Source organism: Pseudomonas sp. K8 (assembly GCF_014889455.1).
Classification (GTDB): Bacteria; Pseudomonadota; Gammaproteobacteria; order Pseudomonadales; family Pseudomonadaceae; genus Aquipseudomonas; species Aquipseudomonas veronii.
Genome location: NZ_VJWO01000032.1, coordinates 41,155 through 55,178, shown reverse-complemented (window position 1 = coordinate 55,178; position 14,024 = coordinate 41,155). Strand labels below are relative to the sequence as shown.

The 14,024-nt window shown below is 60.7% G+C and carries 13 protein-coding genes and 2 pseudogenes; 7 read left to right on the top strand and 8 right to left on the bottom strand.

Annotated elements, in window-relative coordinates:
• Window positions 1–82 precede the first annotated feature (82 nt).
• Window positions 83–982: a DMT family transporter gene (locus INT12_RS20450; RefSeq protein WP_046490281.1), complete on the bottom strand. Its 900-nt coding sequence runs from the start codon at window positions 980–982 to the stop codon at window positions 83–85.
• Between the two features lie 187 nt (window positions 983–1,169).
• Here INT12_RS20450 and INT12_RS20445 point away from each other — a divergent pair, with 187 nt between their 5' ends.
• On the top strand, window positions 1,170–1,751 hold the full coding sequence (locus INT12_RS20445; RefSeq protein ID WP_102618437.1) for a DJ-1/PfpI family protein: 582 nt from the start codon (window positions 1,170–1,172) through the stop codon (window positions 1,749–1,751).
• Window positions 1,752–1,769: 18 nt separating this feature from the next.
• Complete coding sequence (locus tag INT12_RS20440; RefSeq protein WP_017844854.1) at window positions 1,770–2,069, top strand: ribbon-helix-helix domain-containing protein; 300 nt, start codon at window positions 1,770–1,772, stop codon at window positions 2,067–2,069.
• 7 nt (window positions 2,070–2,076) lie between these two features.
• Here INT12_RS20440 and INT12_RS20435 read toward each other — a convergent pair whose 3' ends face one another.
• From INT12_RS20435 to INT12_RS20420, 4 genes are all read right to left on the bottom strand, one after another.
• A complete protein-coding gene (locus tag INT12_RS20435; RefSeq protein WP_193040812.1) occupies window positions 2,077–4,635 on the bottom strand; it encodes a TonB-dependent receptor in 2,559 nt (852 codons plus the stop codon).
• A 126-nt stretch (window positions 4,636–4,761) separates the two neighbouring features.
• Window positions 4,762–5,730 (bottom strand): FecR family protein, encoded by a 969-nt coding sequence (locus tag INT12_RS20430; protein WP_046490287.1) that lies wholly within the window; start codon window positions 5,728–5,730, stop codon window positions 4,762–4,764.
• Window positions 5,727–6,266: an RNA polymerase sigma factor gene (locus tag INT12_RS20425; protein ID WP_017844857.1), complete on the bottom strand. Its 540-nt coding sequence runs from the start codon at window positions 6,264–6,266 to the stop codon at window positions 5,727–5,729. Before INT12_RS20425 ends, INT12_RS20430 begins: the two co-directional genes overlap by 4 nt.
• A gap of 110 nt (window positions 6,267–6,376) precedes the next feature.
• Entirely contained in the window at window positions 6,377–7,393 is a 1,017-nt protein-coding gene (locus tag INT12_RS20420; RefSeq protein ID WP_169884306.1) for a DUF4917 family protein, read from the bottom strand.
• A gap of 123 nt (window positions 7,394–7,516) precedes the next feature.
• On the opposite strand from INT12_RS20420, the gene yiaY reads away from it, so the two are divergent.
• The gene (gene yiaY, locus INT12_RS20415) at window positions 7,517–8,665 is read left to right on the top strand and encodes an L-threonine dehydrogenase (protein WP_193040813.1); all 1,149 of its coding nucleotides are present in this window, start codon (window positions 7,517–7,519) and stop codon (window positions 8,663–8,665) included.
• On the opposite strand, the gene INT12_RS20410 is transcribed toward yiaY, so the two are convergent.
• Entirely contained in the window at window positions 8,632–9,819 is a 1,188-nt protein-coding gene (locus tag INT12_RS20410; protein WP_193058987.1) for an MFS transporter, read from the bottom strand. The two genes, yiaY and INT12_RS20410, sit on opposite strands and share 34 nt — an antisense overlap.
• A gap of 142 nt (window positions 9,820–9,961) precedes the next feature.
• Window positions 9,962–11,188, bottom strand: a complete 1,227-nt coding sequence (locus INT12_RS20405; protein ID WP_193040815.1) for an aminotransferase class I/II-fold pyridoxal phosphate-dependent enzyme — start codon at window positions 11,186–11,188, stop codon at window positions 9,962–9,964.
• A gap of 340 nt (window positions 11,189–11,528) precedes the next feature.
• On the opposite strand from INT12_RS20405, the gene INT12_RS20400 reads away from it, so the two are divergent.
• On the top strand, window positions 11,529–12,206 hold the full coding sequence (locus INT12_RS20400; RefSeq protein ID WP_017844861.1) for an NAD(P)H-binding protein: 678 nt from the start codon (window positions 11,529–11,531) through the stop codon (window positions 12,204–12,206).
• On the opposite strand, the pseudogene INT12_RS20395 reads toward INT12_RS20400, so the two are convergent.
• Window positions 12,207–12,500, bottom strand: a pseudogene (locus INT12_RS20395) (DMT family transporter); the annotation flags it as partial.
• Here INT12_RS20395 and INT12_RS20390 point away from each other — a divergent pair.
• The 3 genes and pseudogenes from INT12_RS20390 to INT12_RS20380 form a co-directional block, all read left to right on the top strand.
• Window positions 12,493–12,873, top strand: a pseudogene (locus tag INT12_RS20390) (LysR family transcriptional regulator); the annotation flags it as partial. The pseudogenes INT12_RS20395 and INT12_RS20390 sit on opposite strands and share 8 nt — an antisense overlap.
• 13 nt (window positions 12,874–12,886) lie before the next feature.
• On the top strand, window positions 12,887–13,297 hold the full coding sequence (gene fos / locus INT12_RS20385; protein WP_017844864.1) for a fosfomycin resistance glutathione transferase: 411 nt from the start codon (window positions 12,887–12,889) through the stop codon (window positions 13,295–13,297).
• 54 nt (window positions 13,298–13,351) lie between these two features.
• Window positions 13,352–13,993, top strand: a complete 642-nt coding sequence (locus tag INT12_RS20380; RefSeq protein ID WP_046384396.1) for a LysE family translocator — start codon at window positions 13,352–13,354, stop codon at window positions 13,991–13,993.
• The last annotated feature ends 31 nt before the right edge of the window (window positions 13,994–14,024 follow it).

The window sequence follows — 14,024 nt, the reverse complement described above, 5'->3', positions numbered from 1 at the left end:
GGGGCTTGCTCCCGATAGCAGAGGGTCAGTCAGCACATTTGTTGCTGATAGACCCCTATCGGGAGCAAGCCCCCTCCCACCGTTAAATCGCATTGGCCTTCGAGATTGGCGCCGGCTGCACCGCGGTCTTGCGCCCCAGCATCACCGTCACGATCACCCCGCAAGCGAACAGCCAGGTGATCGGCTCGATGTGTTCACCAAAGAACAACGCCGAAAACGCGATGGTGAAGAATATCTGCAACAGCTGAATCTGGCTGACCCGCGCAATGCCGCCCATGGCCAACCCGGCGTACCACGCAAAGAATCCCAGGAACTGCGAGAACAGCGACACATAACCGAACGCCCACCAGGTGCCCATGGAAATCGCGCCTTGATGCTGCACCGCCAGGTAAGCCACCGGGCCGATCAACAGCGGCGTCGACAGCACCAGCGCCCAGCAGATCACCTGCCAGCCGCCCATCTCCTTGGCCAAGCGCCCACCTTCGGCATAACCCAGGCCGCCCACGGCAATCGCGCCGAGCATCAACAGATCCCCCGCTTGAATACTGCCGGCACCGCTGATCAACGCATAACTCAGCACCAGCGCGCTGCCCAAGGCGGCGCAGGCCCAGAAGGCTTTCGACGGCCGTTCATGGGACAGCCACGCGGCGTACAGCGCCACGCACAGCGGTTGCAGGCCATTGACCAGCGCGCCGTGGGACGCCGGCAGCGTCTGCATGGCCCACGCCGACAACACCGGAAAGCCGAGGATCACCCCGGCAATCACCAGGCACAGGCCGCGCACTTGGCGCCAGCTCGGCCAGCGCTCGCGGCGCCACAGCAACAGCGCCGCCGCCGGGATCGCGGCGAACAACGCACGGCCCAGACCGTTGAGCAGCGGGTGAATTTCCTGCACCACGATACGCGTGAAGGGCAGGGTCAGGCTGAAGATGATGACGCCCAGCAGGCCGAGGGCCATGCCGGTGTTTTCGCGCGAGCTCATGGCGGGAACCGGAATCGAGTGGTCGGAAGTGGACGATCATCTAGCCACAACCTCCGCGAATCGGGGGTCTACAGCTGGGCGCGGATTGATCCGTACAGTTGTAGTAGCGGGGGATTACCCGGCCCGTCGGCACGCGTCTATCTTGACTACTCTTGTCTGCCCAACCATTGAACTGGAGGAATGCCCCATGGCTGCGAAAAAGATCCTGATGCTGGTCGGCGATTATGTCGAAGACTATGAAGTGATGGTGCCCTTCCAGGCGCTGCTGATGGTCGGTCATATCGTCCACGCGGTGTGCCCCGACAAGTCGGCCGGCGAGACCGTGCGAACCGCGATCCATGACTTTGAAGGCGATCAGACCTACAGCGAAAAGCCCGGTCACCTGTTCGCCCTGAATGCGGATTTCGCCCAGGTCGAAGCCGCCGACTACGATGCGCTGCTGGTGCCCGGTGGTCGTGCGCCGGAATACCTGCGCCTGAATGAAAAAGTCCTGCGACTGGTGCGCGCCTTCGATCAAGCCGGCAAGCCGATTGCTGCGGTGTGCCATGGCGCGCAACTGCTGGCGGCGGCCGGTATCCTCGCCGGTCGCGAGTGCAGTGCCTACCCGGCCTGTGCCCCGGAAGTGCGCCTGGCGGGCGGTTCGTTCATCGATATTCCAGTGACCCACAGCCACGTTCAAGGCAATCTGGCCACGGCGCCGGCCTGGCCGGCGCACCCAAGCTGGCTGGCCGGGTTCCTCGGCCTGCTGGGCACGACAATCACCTTGTAAGCAACGGAGGTCATCGCCATGTGCGAGCTGTACGTCAAGGCCGACCCGATTCTCTATGAGTCTCGCTCGCGCTCCCTGCGCATCTGCGGCGTCGTCACCACCGTGCGCCTGGAGAACCAGTTCTGGGACATCCTCAGCGAAATCGCCAGCGTGGATGGCATGACCACCAATCAACTGATCACCAAGCTGTACGAGGAAGTCATGGACTACCGCGGCGAGGTGGTCAATTTTGCTTCGTTTCTGCGCGTCAGCTGTACCCGCTACTTGAGCAAGCAGCGCACACCGACGGCCGAGTTGAGCCTGGTGCGCAACCGCTAGGCCGCTGTCAGAAGAACCGTGTCACGCTGATCTTCGCGTCGCGCCCCTTGGTGTAGGCACGGTCGCCGCTCAGCGCCGGACGGAAGTTGTTGTTGAACAGGTTGTCCACGGTGAAGTTCACCACGGTGCCTTTCAGGTAAGCCTGTTGCGGCGCCCATTTGGCGAACAGGCCCTGGGTGTTGTAGCGCTTGTTGCCGTACTGGTCGTAGAACAAGTCGCCGACGCCGGAGCCGGGGCCGCCGGAGTATTTATCGCTGGGCAGGCGATCGGTCGCGCCGATGAATTGCCCCATCCATCCCACCTGGGCATCCCAGGCCGGGATGTGGGTGCCCATGACCAGCACCCATTTGGTCGGCGGAATGTCGCGGGCCGACACATCCGGGCCCCATGGGTTGGTGTAGGCGCCTTCGTGCTTGCCGGTGGCGTAGGCGAACGATACCGAGCCGAACAGGTAGGTGGAGTTATAGAACGATTCCAGCTCGAAACCCTTGATGGTCAGGCCGCCGATGTTGCGGTAATTGGACCTCGGCCCCGGCGGGCACGCGGTGGCGATGGTGCCGCCGTTGATAGCCTGGTTCTGGCAGCCCACGCCCGTGGCCTTGAAGATTTCGTCTTCGACTTTGTTGTGGAACAGGGTGGTGCGCAGTTGCAGGTTATCGTCCTGGGCGATCAGGTTGTCGAAGCGGGTGATGTTGCCCACGGTGATCGAGGTGATGCGCTCGGGGTCGAGGTCGACGCTGGTGGCGGTGCGGCTGCCCAGGCCCTGCACTTCGTACTGTTCGTCGATCACCGGGGCGCGCCAGGTCTGACTCCAGTTGGCGAACAGGGCGACGTTCGGGGTGACGGTCCAGAACAGCGCCAGGCGCGGCGACCAGCCGGTATAGGTGCGATCGCTGTAGTCGTGGCCGATGGCCGGGTCGGGGTTGCTGTAGTACGGCGCATCGTTGGCCTCGCCGCGGTTGCGCACATGGTCGTAGCGCAGCGATGGCGTGACGGTCACGTCGCCCAGGGTCAGCGCATCCTGGATGAAGAAGCTGTTGGTATCCACCTTGCCATGGGGCATGAAGCTCGGCTGGAAATGCCCATAGTTGTAGCGCGGCGTGTTGTAGGTGGCGCCGGGCATCCACATCTCGGTTTCGCGGGTGTGCTTGCGGATTTGCCCGCCGACTGTCAGTGCGTGTTGCAACGGCCCGGTGTCGAACAGGCTGACGTTGCGGATGTCGAGATGCTTGTCGGTGTAGGCCGTGTCCATCTTGCGCCCGCCGGTGGCCAGCTGGAAAAACGCGGTGGCGTCGCGCTCGTCGGTCTGCTGGGTGTCGGACTGTGAATATTTGACGGTCAGGTCCACCAGCGGGTTGTCCAGGGGCTGGTATTCATACTTGCCCGACCAAGTGGTGTCGAGCGTGTCGCGGTTGGCCAGGAAACGTTTCAACGCGCCTTCGTAGCCGTAGCGGTCGATGTTGGCCTGGGTCGGTGGCGTCGGGTAGCTCGCGGCGGAAAACGGCGTCCACCGGTTGCTGCGGGCGCTCGAGTAAGACAGGCCGACACTGTGCTCATCGGTGAAGTGCGCGTTGACCTTGAACAGCTTGCCGTCCACATCCTGGGCGGTGTTGGGCAGGCGCTGGGGGTTGATCGGGTACTGGTTGTTCTCGTTGGGCAACTTGGCGGCCACCTTCATGTCGCCGCCGTCGCGCTGGGTCAGGTAGGCCAGGGCGTCGAACCGGCCATCGTCGGTGCGGCCATACACGGCGCTGCTGTAGACCTGTTCGTGGTCGTTGCTGGAATAACCGTACTTGAGCATCGCGCCGCTGTTGCGGCCGTCCTTGAGCAGGTCCGGGGCATCCTTGGTGGTCATGTTCACCGTGCCGCCAAAGCCGCCGTTGCCGCTGAACGGTGAGTTGGGGCCTTTCTCCACTTCGATGCTCTTGATCAGCTCGGGCTCGATGAACACCGTGCCTTGCTGGTAGCGCTCGAAGCCGCTCTTGGTGGCGCCGTCGACGGTCAGCGGGACGTCTTCGGCGTCACCGAAACCACGGATGTTGATGGTCTGGCCGCCGGGTTTGAGCGAACCGCCCTGGCTGATCCCAGGCAACGTCTGCAGCAGGCTGGGGATGTTGTTGGCCTGGTAGCGGTCGATGTCCGCCTGGCTCAGGGTCGAACGGCCAACGGTGCTGGAGTCGACTTGATTGCCGGTGCCGATCACGCTCAAGGCGTCCAGCTGGATCGCGCCGCTGCTGGTGGTCTTGCCCTCATCGGGGCGCACGACGTAGGTGCTGCCGACCTTGATCAGGGTGAACGCGCCATTGTTCAGCAGGGTACGAATCGCTACTTCCGCGGTGAAGTCGCCGTTGAGCGCCGGCGCCTGGACGTTCTTGAGCTGCTTTTCATCGAACAGCAGCTGGATTTTCGCCTGTTGCGCGACCTGGCTCAGGGACGTGGCCAACGCCTGGGCGGGCAGTTGCAGCGTGAACGACTGCGCATGGGCGCTGAGGCTGAAGGCCAGGCATGTCGCCATTAGGCTCGGTCGAAAAAGCAGGTGCGAAGCGTGGCAAGGCGCGCGAAACATGAAATCCCCCGGGGTGGCCAAACAGCCAAAAAGGTGTGCGGATCGAACACAATCAGGAGGAAGACGGGGCTGGGGAAAAAAACCACACATGCGAATGAAAAATATTCTCATGTGTTTGCTGCAGGGTTATTTTCGGGGTTCGATCCGGACAATGCCATCGGCCGAGGTCACGGTTTTCACCGGCAACAAGGCGGGCAGGGCGTTGAGCAAGGCATCCGGGTCATGCACATCCAGGTTGCCTGACACCTTCAGGTGCGCCACGGCGTGACTCACCTGCAGCGGGGGTTGGGGACGGTACAAACTCAACTCATCGATCAGGCTGGCCAGCTCGCGATTGCGGAACGACAAATGCCCGCTGCGCCAGTCGGCAACCTCCTCGGCGGTGAGGGTTTGTTGTTGCACGGTGCCCTTGGCGTAGTCGAAGGTGGCGCGTTGCTGGGCGCCGAGCAACGCGACCGGTTTGGTCGCATCCGGCGCGAACGCCACCTGGCCGTGGGCAACACTCACCACCAGTTGCTGCTGGCCGCGTCGCACATCGAAAGCGGTGCCCACCACGCGCACCGTCGCTTCGCCGGCTTGCACGTACAGCGGCCGTTCCTTGTCGGCCGCCACTTCGATATACAGTTGGCCTTTGTCCAGGTGAACGATGCGTTGGTGGGCGCTGAAATCTACGCGCAGGCGGGTGTTGGCATTCACGTAGAGGCGGCTGCCATCGGGCAGGTTCAGGGTACGCATGCCCTTGGCGTGGGCTGCGACCTGGGTGTGGTACAACTCGCGCGGCGCGCCGAGGGGCGTGGTCAGCACCGCGCAGAGCAGGGCGGCCGCCACGGCCAGGGCCGGGCGCCAGATCACGGCGGTGCGCTTGGGCAGCGCCACGGGCGTGTTCAGTTGCTGCAACTGGGCGAGGTCGGCCCACAGTTGTTCGAATTCGGCATAGGCTTGGGCATGGGCCGGCACCGCCTGCCAGGCGGCGAAGGCCTTGCGGTCGGCACGTGCGGTGGCGTTGCGGTTGCGTGCAAACCAGCTGGCGGCTTGGGCATCGACGGCGTCGCTCGTTTCGATGTCCGGGGCGTCGATGTCGCTCAGGCGGTTCATGCTGGCTGCTCCGTGCCGGGGTCAGGTTGAAGGCGTCGCTTGCAATGCAGCAGGGCAAAAGCGATGTGCTTTTCCACCATGCTGGTCGAAATACCCATGCGCTCGGCGATCTGCGCCTGGCTCAAGCCTTCGAAGCGATGCAGCATAAGGGCTTCTCGCCTGCGCGGCGAGAGTTCGGCGAGGACTTCTTTCAACTGTTCCAGGCGTTGCAGGCGAAGCGCGGCGGCCATCGGCGGGTTGTGCTCGTCAATGACCGGCTCGGCATCCCTTTCAACCTGATCGGCGTGGACGGCCTGCCGTACCTTCTGTTTGCGCCAGTGATCGCGCAACAGGTTGCGCGCCATCTGGAACAGAAACGCCCGTGGCTGCTCGACCTTGGCCCGGTCGCGGTAGTCCAGCCATTGGGTGAAGACATCCTGGGTCATGTCCGCCGCGTCGCTGGCGTTGTCCGTGCGCTTGCGCAGGAAATACAGAATGTCTGCATAAAACCCGCGAAAGGCATCGTCCGACAGCGGGTCGGATTTGGGACGCGACATGGATATCCTTCTTGGCGAAGCACGACGTAGAAAAGTCGTGAATGATATCGAGAATTATTGTCGTTTGTCTCCAGGCAAATACACTGACCCTGCGCAAGCGGCTCAGGACCTCAGCGTTCGACCGGCACCGACAGTGCCGGATGCCCCAGCGCATGGCTGCGCGCGGCAAAGAATCTCAACGCCACGCCACTGCCATCGAACAACTGCGAATACCGCCGCTTCTGCTGGCGGATAAACCCATCGCTGCGCCCCGATACCGCGATCGCCAGGGTCGTCACCCGGGCCTGGCGAATCGCATCCACCAAGTGTTTATCCTGCGCTCCCAGGTCGTGGCCGAAGATGCACAGTGCCCCTTCATGGCCGAGTAACTGCTCGTAGCAGAACGACAGATAATCCGAGCTGCGGATGGTCTTGAGCTTCTCTTCTACCTTGCCCTCGCTGACAAACAACGGCACATCGTCCAGGGTCTTGATCGTGTTGTTGATCGCAAAACTGCTGAGCAGGGTGCTGTCGGTGGTCGGCAATTTGCGTGCGGTGCCGTCGAGGTTGCGCACCAGGTGCAGGCCGCCGTGCAGGTAGAGGATGCGCGTGGTGTCGGTGCGGGTGTCGCGCAGGTCGAAGCTGGCGTCGGCGCTGCGGAACAGGTCGTCGATGCCGGGGGTGTGCAGGATCGCCCAGTAGTTGAGCAAGTCGTAGTTGCTGGTGAATACCGTGGAGTAGCTGGCCAGTTCCGCGTTGATCGTCGCCAATGTCGACGGCTGCACCAGGCGCCACGGGATGTGTACGGCGTGGATGGTGTTGATCAATGCTTCCTTGATCGCATAGTAGCGATTGCGCGGCGCCGCCGAACTGACCGCCAGGGCTTTGTTGACCCGGCTGGTGGTCTTCAGCGCGCTCAGGGCCTGCTCGAAACTGCGGGTCTGCAGAGCGTCGAACACGCTCAGCTCGGATTGGCTCAAGGGTTTTTCTTCAACGGTGCGTGCGTTTTCGAACAGCGAGTCGTAGGCAAAGTCTTCCCAAATCGCTCGGCTGGCGCCGTTGCCGATCAGAATTCCACTGAAGTCGATGGCGCTGCGCAGTGCGCTCCAGTCTTCAAGGTGGGCGTCAATATCCTGGAAATCCTTCATCGCGGCGGGTCTACTCGAAATCGGCGGGTCGGTGACTTTATCACGAGCGAGGGTTGATCCTGATCAAGGTGGGCCCTGTGATGAACGTTGATGCTGTCGGCATAACGCCTCTGAGGATTCGCCATGAGCAGTACCTTCTTCATCCCCGCCGTTAACATCATGGGCACTGACTGCCTTGACGACGCGATGGTCGCCATTCGCAACTACGGTTTTCGCAAGGCCCTGATCGTTACCGACGCCGGCCTGGCGAAGGCGGGCGTGGTCAGCATGATCGCCGAGAAACTGGCGATGCAGGACATCGATTCGGTGATCTACGACGGCGCCAAGCCCAACCCCAATGTGGACAACGTCGAGAAAGGCCTCGCGCTGTTGCAGCAGAGCGCCTGTGATTTCGTGGTGTCCCTGGGCGGCGGCTCGCCCCATGACTGCGCCAAGGGCATCGCACTGTGCGCGACCAATGGCGGGCATATCGGCGACTACGAAGGCGTCGACCAATCGAGCAAGCCGCAACTGCCGCTGGTGGCCATCAACACCACCGCCGGCACCGCCAGCGAGATGACCCGTTTCTGCATCATCACCGACGAAACCCGTCACGTGAAAATGGCCATCGTCGACCGCAACGTCACGCCGCTGCTGTCGGTCAACGACCCGTCGCTGATGGTCGGCATGCCCAAGGGCCTCACCGCCGCCACCGGCATGGACGCCCTGACCCACGCCATCGAAGCCTACGTATCCACCGCCGCCACGCCGATCACCGACGCCTGCGCGATCAAGGCCATCGAACTGATCAGCGCCAACCTGCGCCTGGCGGTACGCGACGGCACCGACAAGGCCGCGCGGGAAAACATGGCCTATGCGCAGTTCCTCGCCGGCATGGCGTTCAACAACGCCTCCCTGGGTTTCGTGCATGCCATGGCCCACCAACTGGGCGGCCTGTACGACTTGCCCCACGGCGTGTGCAACGCGGTGCTGCTGCCTCATGTGCAGAGTTTCAACGCCAGCGTCAGTGCCAAGCGCTTGAGCGACGTCGGCCGTGCGTTGGGTGCGGACATCAACGGCAACTCGCCGGAAGAGGGCGCCCAAGCCGCCATCGCCGCCATCCGTACCCTGTCCCAGGATGTCGACATCCCCGCCGGCCTGCGCGAACTGGGCGCCAAGTTGCAGGACATTCCGCTGCTGGCCACCAACGCGTTGAAAGACGCCTGTGGCCTGACCAACCCACGCCGGGCTGATCAGCGTCAGATTGAGGAGATTTTCCGCAGCGCGTTCTGATCCGACCGGCAGCAGGCGACACACACACATGCGCCGCCCGCCAAGGCCACGCACAACAGCGCCAACGGCCATGCCTGCTGACTCACTAGCAGGCTTGCCACACCACCGATCAATGCCGCTATCAACTGATGCATAAAGCCGCTCAACGCCATGGCGTAGGAGCCGCTGATCGGTGACTCATCATTGGCCACGGACAAACTGATGGGGTAACTCATTGATTGCCCCAGCACCGCCAGGCAATACGGCAACCACAGCAGCAATGCGAGCCCGCTGGCAAACACACTGCCAAGCAGCATGATCGCTGTGCCGAGCAACACTAACCCCACGCCCCAGCACATCATCATCAAACGGCCCGTGTGCGCGACGAAGCGATTGACCATCAACGCTCCCGCCAGATACGCCCCGCTGATCGGCCAGCCCAGCCAGCCGTACTGCGCGGCACTCCACTCGAAACGCCCCTGCAGAATCATCGGCGCACAGGTGTTGAACGCAATGATCACCGCATAACCCAACCCACCCGCTAATGCTGCATGCAGGAACGCGGGGTGTCGCAGAATCCGGGTGTAAATGCGCCAGGCTGACGCCGACGAATCGGCCTTCACCAATGTCGGAAAAATCACGCGTGGTAACACCAGCATCAATATGACGGCGCCGATCGCTAGGCTATAAAAGATCGCCTTCCAGCCAAATGCTGCCTGCAACAGCGAACCCAGGAATTGGCCGATGCCCAGGGCGATCACAAAGGTCATCCCCAACCACGACAAGCCTTTGGCCAACAGCGTGCCGCTGAAACTGTCCCGCACCAATACTCGCGCCATCACCGATATGCCGCCCGCGCCCAGGCCTTGAATCAGGCGCAGTGCCAGAAAAGACTCAACATTGAACGCCGACGCAATCGCGACACTCGCCGACGCATACACCGCCAGCGCCACCAGCAACACCGGCTTTCTGCCAAAGCGTTCGCCCAGGCTGCCCCACAGCAACATCGGAAGTGCCATGCCCACCAGATATGCTGCCAAGGCCAGGGCGACCTGCTCTTCGGCGGCCGGTAGAGACTGGGCGATGGCCGGGACTGCCGGCAGGTAGCTGCTGATGCCCACTTGGGAAAGGAATGCGGCGCTGCAGGCGAGGGCTAGGGGGGTGGTATTTTTCAATAAGTATTGTCCTTCACTCCAGGTTTCAAGGGGATTGTTATGCGTCTTATAGGATTATCGTGGTGTTCACAGGTGCCTGGTTTTTAGAGGGGTTAATAATCAATGCGAGTAAGTGAATGTTGTTTTTTAGCTGGTGTGAGTGTTAATTATTGATTTCGTGCTTGTTCAGTAGAGTGGTGAGGTACGAGCAAAATAATATTATTGTTGCAGGGTCCATGTCTGCTCGAAGAGTGACGCGTATTGCAGCTTTTCCTCTTGGCACCACTGGGAAAAATACGGAGGATGTAAAAAAGCCTTTTTCCGCAAGATGAATGGTGAGGGTGTTTGCTTTTTCCGCTTTGCCACAGGTGATCAGCCGTATTGCAGCATTTGTACCGGATTGGTCGGTATGTATCAGGCTGTCAAATAATTTTATGTTGAGTAGGAGTTTCTCTTGAAGTGAACACAGTTCTTCCGTTTGATGTATTTTTATTGAGGCTAGTCCTGCACCTATAGCTGCCGAATTTAGGCTTTGAGACCAGTTGCTAGGGCCTCCGTATCGGTGCATCAGGGTCTTTTGTCTTTCACTACCAAACATGATTAATCCCCCACTAGCACCAAAGGATTTACCTAGAGAGGCTACAATTAACGTCTGATCGTCTAGCGTTTGTATGCGCGGCCGGATGAAACCTCTTCCTCTCTCTCCGAATGCCGATAGCGCATGGGAGTCGTCCATGTAAAGAAATAGTCCGTAACGCGACTTCAAATAAAGTAACCCATCAATGTCCGCAATTCCGCCCATGCTATATATTCCATCGCATACATAGGCGACCTTCTTTCGTTTTTTACATAATTCCTCAATGAAGGAAAGATCATTATGTGGCGCTGTTTTAACTTCGGTCTCATCAGCGCATGAGGCTTTGATATGGTTCATGGAATAGTGAGAATGCTTGTCGAAAACCATTGTTGGCGAACAGTTATTTGTAAGCACTCCGCTGGCGAGCAAGGGGAGTAGCCCCGAGCTGGCTGAACTGCACGATAAAGTACTCAAGCAGATGGAGTCGAAGAGAGTCGAAAGCTCCTGTTCGTACCGTTCCAGAATTTCAAGTTTGCATCGGTTTTTTGAGTTTGCAATTCGGAGGGTTTTAGCCTCCCTTATTCCGCAAATCGCTCCCTCTATTATGTCTTGATGATAATCAAGGCCGAGATATGAGGTTGTGCAGAAGTGATGGAATTCACGTCCGTGCTGGTCGGTCAGGTAGTTGTTGTTTTTGATGGTGACGTTGAGTTCGCATATTCTGCCTGTCTTTGCAAAGTGCCAATCTGTTTCAGCCAGCTCAATTAGTTTTTTGTAGTTTGAAAATTTGTTTGTGAATGATGTGTTTTCCATTTGCCTATTCGTCCTTGGGCGTTGGCGGAAAACAGTAGCGGGTAAACCATTGTGAAATAAGTCAGACATTTCCCGTGCTCGTAACTCAAAATGGAGTTATTTGTGTGAGTAAGGTCCTACTTTTTATGATGGCGAATAGATGTCTCGATAGACGCTTTCTAATCTGTGCCCTTTGCGTCAGAGGAGTATTAGAGTGTGGCGTTTTCGTGGGGGCATGTAATTTATTCAGGTTGTGCGTCACGCGATTAGGTAAGGTGTCAGCGTGCAAACGGATGTGCCGATAGCGTTCAAAAGACTTGTCTGTCGGCTAGGTAAATCTAGCGGGATGAAGGAGGATTTGATGAGAGTTCTGTTATTCGGTGCCACTGGCATGATCGGTCAAGGCGTTCTGCGCGAGTGCCTGCTGGCCGCCGACGTGCAGGAAGTCGTCGCCGTCGGCCGCACGCCGTTGACCCTGGAGCACCCCAAACTGCATCAGGTGCTGCACGCGGACATGCTGGATTTGCAGGCTCTGGAGAACTTGCTGCAAGGTTTCGATGCCTGCTTCTTTTGCCTCGGTGTTTCATCGGCGGGGATGAATGAAACCCGCTACACCCATCTTACCTATGATCTGACCCTGGTCGCCGCCAGCACCCTGGCGCGGCTCAATCCGCAAATGACGTTTATCTATGTGTCCGGCGCCGGCACCGACAGTTCCGAAACGGGCCAGTCGATGTGGGCGCGGGTCAAGGGCAAGACCGAGAATGCCTTGCTGCGCCTGCCGTTCAAGGCGGTGTATGTGTTCCGGCCAGGGCTGATTCAGCCGTTGCACGACGTGCGTTCGAAGACGCCGTTGTACGCGTTGTTCTATACGGTACTCGGGCCGTTGCTCTCGTTGGTGCGTCGGATAAAGCCAGGTTGGGTAGTCAGCACCGAGACTGTTGGCCGTGCGATGTTGGCGGCGGTGCGTCACGGCGCACCACAGCCGGTGGTGGAGCAAGCCGAGATCCATCGGCTGGCCTCTCTGAACAACCGCTGATCAGCTCGCCGTCGCGAGTGCGCGGGCGGGGGTGGCGCTGAACTGAATCAACGCGACGCCACCGATCAACAGCAACGCGCCCAGTACCTGGGGCGTTGTCAGCGGGCGTTCCACCAGGCCGAACAGGCCGAAGTGATCGAGCAGCAGCGAGGCGAGAAGTTGCCCGGCCATGGCCAGCGCGATAAAGCCCGATGCGCCCAGCTTGGGCAGCAGCATCAACGCCAACGAGATAAAGCACACGCCAAATACACCGCCGGCCCACATCCACAGCGGCGCCTTGCCGATAAACGCCAGCCTGCCACCCAGCGGCACGCTCGACCTGCCCACCTACCTGTCGCGGCCCCATGTGCTCTTGGAAATGCGCGGCAGCGGCACCCCGGAAATCGAGCGGGCGCTGAGCGTGATCCGTGAGCGGCGGCATGTGGCGATCAGCCTGCCGCATTGGGGCGTGGCGCCGCAGTTGATCGAGGGCACGGACCTGATCCTGACCGTCTCGTCGAGGGGCGTGCTCAACATCGACCGTGAGCAACTGTCGACGGTGCCGCCGCCGTTTCATATTCCGTCGTTCGCCTTTGAGCTGGCGTGGCATGCGCGGCGGGGAGGGGATTCGGGGTTGCAGTGGTTGAAGGCGCAGGTGCAGGGTGTATTGTCCGAAGGTTGCCACTAACAGGAACGACCCCATGCTCACCGGCCTCAACCACCTGACCCTGGCCGTCACCGATCTGCCGCGCAGCGTCAGCTTCTACCATGACCTGCTGCAACTTCGTCTCGACGCCACCTGGGACAACGGCGCCTACCTGTCATTGCCCGGCTTGTGGCTGTGCCTGTGCCTCGACCCACTGCGCCCGTCGGTGCCGGCGGCTGAATACACCCACTTTGCCTTCACGGTAGGCGCGAGCGACTTCGCCGCGCTGGTGCAACGCCTGCGAGCCGCCGGCGTAGCAGAGTGGCGCGACAACCGCAGCGAGGGCGCTTCGTTCTATTTTCTCGACCCCGATGGCCACAAGCTCGAAGCCCATGTCGGTGATCTGGCCTCGCGCCTGCAAGCCTGTCGCGCCAAGCCTTATGCCGGCATGCAGTTTTACCCGTAGCGCGGGAACGTGCAGAATCCTTCCACCTCTCAACCGTCAGTCAGAGTCACGCCCATGACCCCATCCTTGCTGCTCGCCGTCCTCGCTTCGGGTTTTATCTACGGTATTACGCCTGGCCCGGGGGTGTTGGCCGTGTTCGGTATCGGCGCGGCCCGGGGGCGTCGCGCCGGGGCCGGTTTTCTGTGCGGGCATTTGCTCGGCGATGTGCTGTGGTGCAGCACCGCGCTGATTGCGATCGTGGGGGCGCGGGAAGTCGGCAGCACTGCGTTCGATGTGCTGGGCGTGCTCAGTGGCGCGTACTTGTTCTGGCTGGGCTGGCGCGCGATCCGTACCCAGCGCCGCAGCAGTGAGGCACCCCAGGGCGCGGCGCGGCATCCGTTCTGGCACGGCATCCTGTTCGGCCTGACCAACCCCAAGGCCTACCCGGTGGCCGTCGCCACGTTTACCGCCTTGCTGTCCAGCCGTGCCGAGCTGCTGACCTGGGCGATGCTGCCATCGTTGATCTTGCTGAGCTTTATCGGCGGGCTGTTGGCCTACGCGATTCTGATCGGCGTGGTGGGCGCACAGCGGGTACGCACGGTGTATCAGCGTCACGAAATCCTCATCACCAAGCTCTGTGGGGTGATGTTCATCGGCTTCGCCATCAATGCGCTGGCCCACGCGTTGCCGGGCCTGTTCGGCAGTAAACCGGCGTGAGGCGGCGACCGTTCGTCGCACTGGCAAGCTT

Excerpts from the sequence above, each read along its gene's own strand:
- INT12_RS20405 (WP_193040815.1), bottom strand. The coding sequence starts at position 11,188 with ATGGAAAACACATCATTCACAAACAAATTTTCAAACTACAAAAAACTA.
- INT12_RS20380 (WP_046384396.1), top strand. The coding sequence starts at position 13,352 with ATGACCCCATCCTTGCTGCTCGCCGTCCTCGCTTCGGGTTTTATCTAC.
- INT12_RS20440 (WP_017844854.1), top strand. The coding sequence starts at position 1,770 with ATGTGCGAGCTGTACGTCAAGGCCGACCCGATTCTCTATGAGTCTCGC.
- fos (WP_017844864.1), top strand. The coding sequence starts at position 12,887 with ATGCTCACCGGCCTCAACCACCTGACCCTGGCCGTCACCGATCTGCCG.
- yiaY (WP_193040813.1), top strand. The coding sequence starts at position 7,517 with ATGAGCAGTACCTTCTTCATCCCCGCCGTTAACATCATGGGCACTGAC.
- INT12_RS20430 (WP_046490287.1), bottom strand. The coding sequence starts at position 5,730 with ATGAACCGCCTGAGCGACATCGACGCCCCGGACATCGAAACGAGCGAC.
- INT12_RS20400 (WP_017844861.1), top strand. The coding sequence starts at position 11,529 with ATGAGAGTTCTGTTATTCGGTGCCACTGGCATGATCGGTCAAGGCGTT.
- INT12_RS20435 (WP_193040812.1), bottom strand. The coding sequence starts at position 4,635 with ATGTTTCGCGCGCCTTGCCACGCTTCGCACCTGCTTTTTCGACCGAGC.
- INT12_RS20425 (WP_017844857.1), bottom strand. The coding sequence starts at position 6,266 with ATGTCGCGTCCCAAATCCGACCCGCTGTCGGACGATGCCTTTCGCGGG.
- INT12_RS20420 (WP_169884306.1), bottom strand. The coding sequence starts at position 7,393 with ATGAAGGATTTCCAGGATATTGACGCCCACCTTGAAGACTGGAGCGCA.
- INT12_RS20445 (WP_102618437.1), top strand. The coding sequence starts at position 1,170 with ATGGCTGCGAAAAAGATCCTGATGCTGGTCGGCGATTATGTCGAAGAC.
- INT12_RS20450 (WP_046490281.1), bottom strand. The coding sequence starts at position 982 with ATGAGCTCGCGCGAAAACACCGGCATGGCCCTCGGCCTGCTGGGCGTC.